This is a genomic window from Planomonospora algeriensis (genome assembly GCF_977012225.1).
In genome coordinates this window covers 1-3,487 of sequence record NZ_CDRNDK010000577.1, presented here as the reverse complement: position 1 = coordinate 3,487, position 3,487 = coordinate 1, and the positions used below count along the sequence as shown (strand labels likewise).

The following is a 3,487-nucleotide window of genomic DNA, read 5'->3' as shown; positions in this document are numbered from 1 at the left end:
GGGGCCGGGGCCGGGGGTGACCAGCGCCAGGAACCGGTCCACCGCCCGCCGCGCCCGCTCCTCCAGGTCGGCGGGCGGCGGTTCGCCCAGCAGGACCCGGATCTGGGCGTCCGAGACGACGAGCCCGTACAGCAGCCGGAAGGCCTCCTCCGGGTCATCGGCCGCGATCTCTCCCCGCGCGGCCAGCTCCGCCAGATAACCCGCGACGAGCGGGCCGGTCGTGTGCCGCCCCTCGGCGAGCAGCACGCCGGCGAGCTCCGGGGCCGTGACCGCGGCCCGGTTGATCGCGATCGAGGCCTCCCCGAGCAGCAGTCCGAGCAGGCGGACGGCGAACGCCGTCAGCGCCTCCCGGGGCGGCCGGTCCCGGGCCAGCGCCTCGGCGACCCCGGCGTTCGCCTGCTCCGACTGGCGGCGCACCAGGGCCGCGAAGAGCCCGCGCTTGTCGCCGAACCAGCTGTAGAGCGTCTCCTTGGACGCGCCGGCCCGCCGTGCCACCGCCAGCATCGTGGTGCCGGTGTACCCGCGTTCGACCAGTTCGGCGAAGGCGGCGTCCAGCACCGCCGCCCGCCTGGTCTCGCTCTCGCCTTCGCGGGGCCGGCCCGTCGTCCCTGCATGCCGCCGTCCTCCCGGATGTCCGTTGACAAGTGTACTTAAGAGTACGATTATTAATCGAACTTATCGGTACGATTAATGAGGGCGCATGGCTTCCATCTCCGTTCCTTCCTCTCCCTCGGCGGTTCCCTCGGCGGCCCCCCCGGCGGGCGCCGGCGTCATGGCGGCGCGCACGGCCCTGGTCGTCGCGCTGCTCGCCATGGGCGCCATCGCGGGCTTCTTCTACGCCTACGAGGTCTCGGTCACCCGCGGCCTGGCCGACGTCGGCGAGGACACCTACGTGCTCAGCATGCAGGCGATCAACGCGACGGTCCGCAACATCCCGTTCGCGCTCTCCTTCTTCGGGGCACCGGTGTTCGCCGCGGTCGCCCTCGCCGCCGCGCTGGCCGTCGCGGGACGGCGGTCGGCCTCGGTGTGGCTGGTCGCGGCGGCCCTCGCGGTCTACCTGGCCGGCGGCCTGGGCGTGACCCTGCTGGTGAACGTGCCGCTGAACGAGGACCTCGCCGCGGTCGCCGCGACGGTCCCGGACCTGGCCGCCGTGCGCACGCGGTACGAGTCGGAGTGGAACGCCTGGAACACCGTCCGCACCCTCGCCTCGGGCGCCGCCTTCGCCCTGCTGGCCGCCGCGGCGGTGCTGTTCCCCCGCACGCGCTGAGCGGGACCGGGTCAGGGCGCGGGCGGGGAGCCGGCCGTCGCCTTCCGGCGGTTCCGGAGCAGCATGACCGCGGCGGCCGACAGCGCCCCGAGGCAGGCCAGGGCGATGTCCTTGTGCGCGTCCCAGACGTCGCCCTGCTGGCCGTTGTAGACCTCGGCGATCTCCGGGGACGTGGTGACGGCCACCGCCCATTCGAGGAGCTCGTAGAGCGCGCTCGTCGACAGGACGAGTTCGACGCCCGCCGCGACGGCCAGGAGAGGGCGCAGGCCCCACCGGTCCCGGAGGTAGCGGGCCAGCACCGGGGCGGCGCACAGGCCGTACGACAGGTGCACCAGGCGGTCGAAGTGGTTGCGCTCCCAGCCGAAGACGTCCGACAGCCTCACCCCGGTCAGCGCCGTGCTCCACTCGTCGTAGGGGACGGAGGAGTACATCCAGCGCGCGGCCACCGAGTGCAGGGCGAGGAAGGCGAGCACCGCGGCCAGCGAGCCCGGGGGGAGGGCGTAGTGCCTGCGGAGCGGGAGCAGGGCCAGCAGCGCCACCGCGGTCAGTGAGTGGTGGAACGCCTGCTCGACGGGGTACGGCGGAGCGACCCAGGTGAGGGCCACGACGACCGCGAACACCGCGACGATCCATCCCGCAGGGACGCGTCCCGGCTTCGGCGCCCGTCCCACCCGGTGGCCCGGACGGAGTGACCGGAGGCCGGCGAGCTGAACGAGGGGGACCCCGCCTCCGGTGTCCTGGGTGTTCCGGATGCCTTCGGTTTTCGGCGGTTCGCCGGATTCGGGTGCCATGGTCAGATGATCTCGGTCCGGCTTCGAAATCTGAAGCCGGACGGCCCGCCATCCGGTCGACCGGTCAGGCACGCCCCGATGACGCGGGGCCCGCGCCGAGTCCCACGGCGGGCGGTTCCGGCGGAGCCTCCGGACCGCGAGCCGGTTCCCGTGACCTCAGCCCTTGGGCAGGCCCAGGGTGCGCTCGGCGATGATGTTGCGCTGGATCTCGCTGGACCCCGCGTAGATGGTGTCCGCGCGGCTGAACAGGTAGAGCCGCTGCAGGTCGTTCAGCTCGTACGGCGGGCCGTCGGCGACCAGCCCCGCCCTGCCCTGCACGGCCTGCGCCAGCTCGCCCAGCCTCCGGTGCCACTCCGACCAGTAGAGCTTGGCGATCGAGGCCTCCGGTCCCGGCGTCCCGGCCGACAGGGAGGTCATCGTGCGCAGCGCGTTCAGGCGCATGATCCGCAGTTCCAGCCACGACCGGACCAGCCGGTCGCGCAGCACCGGGTCCGCGGCCGCGCCGGTGCGCCGGGCCGTCTCCGCGACGCGGTCGAACTCCCGCTGGAAGCCGATCTGCTGGCCGAGGGTCGAGGCGCCGCGCTCGTAGCCCAAGGTGGCCATCGCGACCCGCCAACCCTCACCCGGGGCGTCCAGGACGTTGCCGGCGGCCGTGCGGGCCCCGTCGAAGAAGACCTCGTTGAACTCGCTGGTGCCGGTGAGCTGGACGATGGGCCGGACCTCGATCCCGGGCTGGTCCATCGGGACCAGCAGGTAGGACAGGCCCGCGTGCCGCCGTGAACCGGGCTCGGTCCGGGCCAGGATGAAGCACCAGTCGGCGACGTGGGCCAGCGAGGTCCAGGTCTTCTGGCCGGTGAGGACCCACTCGCCGCCCTCGAGGCGGGCCCGGGTCCGCACGCCGGCGAGGTCGGATCCCGCCTCCGGCTCGGAGTAGCCCTGGCACCACAGTTCGCGACCCCGCCGGATCGGGGGCAGGAAGCGCCGTTTCTGCTCCTCGGTGCCGAAGTCGATGATCGTGGGGCCGATGAGGCCCTCGCCGATGTGCCCCACCCGGGCCGGGGCGTCCGCCCGCGCGTACTCCTCGTGGAAGGCGACCTGGTCGGCCAGGGACGCGTCCGCCCGCCGTGCTCCGCGGGCCAGCCCAAGCAGGTCCACCCGGCTTCGCCGAGCCGCCGCTCCCAGGCCAGCCGTACCTCGTGGCCCTCGTGTTCGCGGCCCGGCCCGCCCAGCCCGCGGGCGTGGGCGAACTCGCCCTCCAGTTGCCCCCGGAGCCAGGCGCGGATCTCCTCGCGCAAGCCCGTCACGGTCCTCGCCTCCTCCGCCCGGTCCGGCCGGCCCTCCGGGGGAGGGGCCGCGGGCCCGGGGTCGCCTGCCCGGCAACCTAGAGGAGGGCGGGCGGGGACGCGCGGTGCCGTCCCGGTCTCCGGGA

3 protein-coding genes and 1 pseudogene are annotated in these 3,487 nt (G+C 74.1%); 1 reads left to right on the top strand and 3 read right to left on the bottom strand.

All coding sequences use genetic code 11. The features are described 5' to 3' along the window. Window positions 1–558 (bottom strand): TetR/AcrR family transcriptional regulator (locus ACWJ6R_RS32690; protein WP_449065920.1); only part of this gene is annotated, 558 nt, incomplete at its 3' end. Window positions 559–700: 142 nt separating this feature from the next. On the opposite strand from ACWJ6R_RS32690, the gene ACWJ6R_RS32685 reads away from it, so the two are divergent. Next, on the top strand, window positions 701–1,267 hold the full coding sequence (locus tag ACWJ6R_RS32685; protein WP_449065919.1) for an anthrone oxygenase family protein: 567 nt from the start codon (window positions 701–703) through the stop codon (window positions 1,265–1,267). A gap of 11 nt (window positions 1,268–1,278) precedes the next feature. On the opposite strand, the gene ACWJ6R_RS32680 is transcribed toward ACWJ6R_RS32685, so the two are convergent. Next, complete coding sequence (locus tag ACWJ6R_RS32680; protein WP_449065918.1) at window positions 1,279–1,887, bottom strand: DUF2238 domain-containing protein; 609 nt, start codon at window positions 1,885–1,887, stop codon at window positions 1,279–1,281. A gap of 327 nt (window positions 1,888–2,214) precedes the next feature. Next, window positions 2,215–3,362: pseudogene (locus tag ACWJ6R_RS32675) on the bottom strand (acyl-CoA dehydrogenase family protein). Window positions 3,363–3,487 lie beyond the last annotated feature (125 nt).

What these genes read in the sequence shown, in the direction of transcription:
- ACWJ6R_RS32685 (WP_449065919.1), top strand. Translation starts at nt 701, where the DNA reads ATGGCTTCCATCTCCGTTCCTTCCTCTCCCTCGGCGGTTCCCTCGGCG.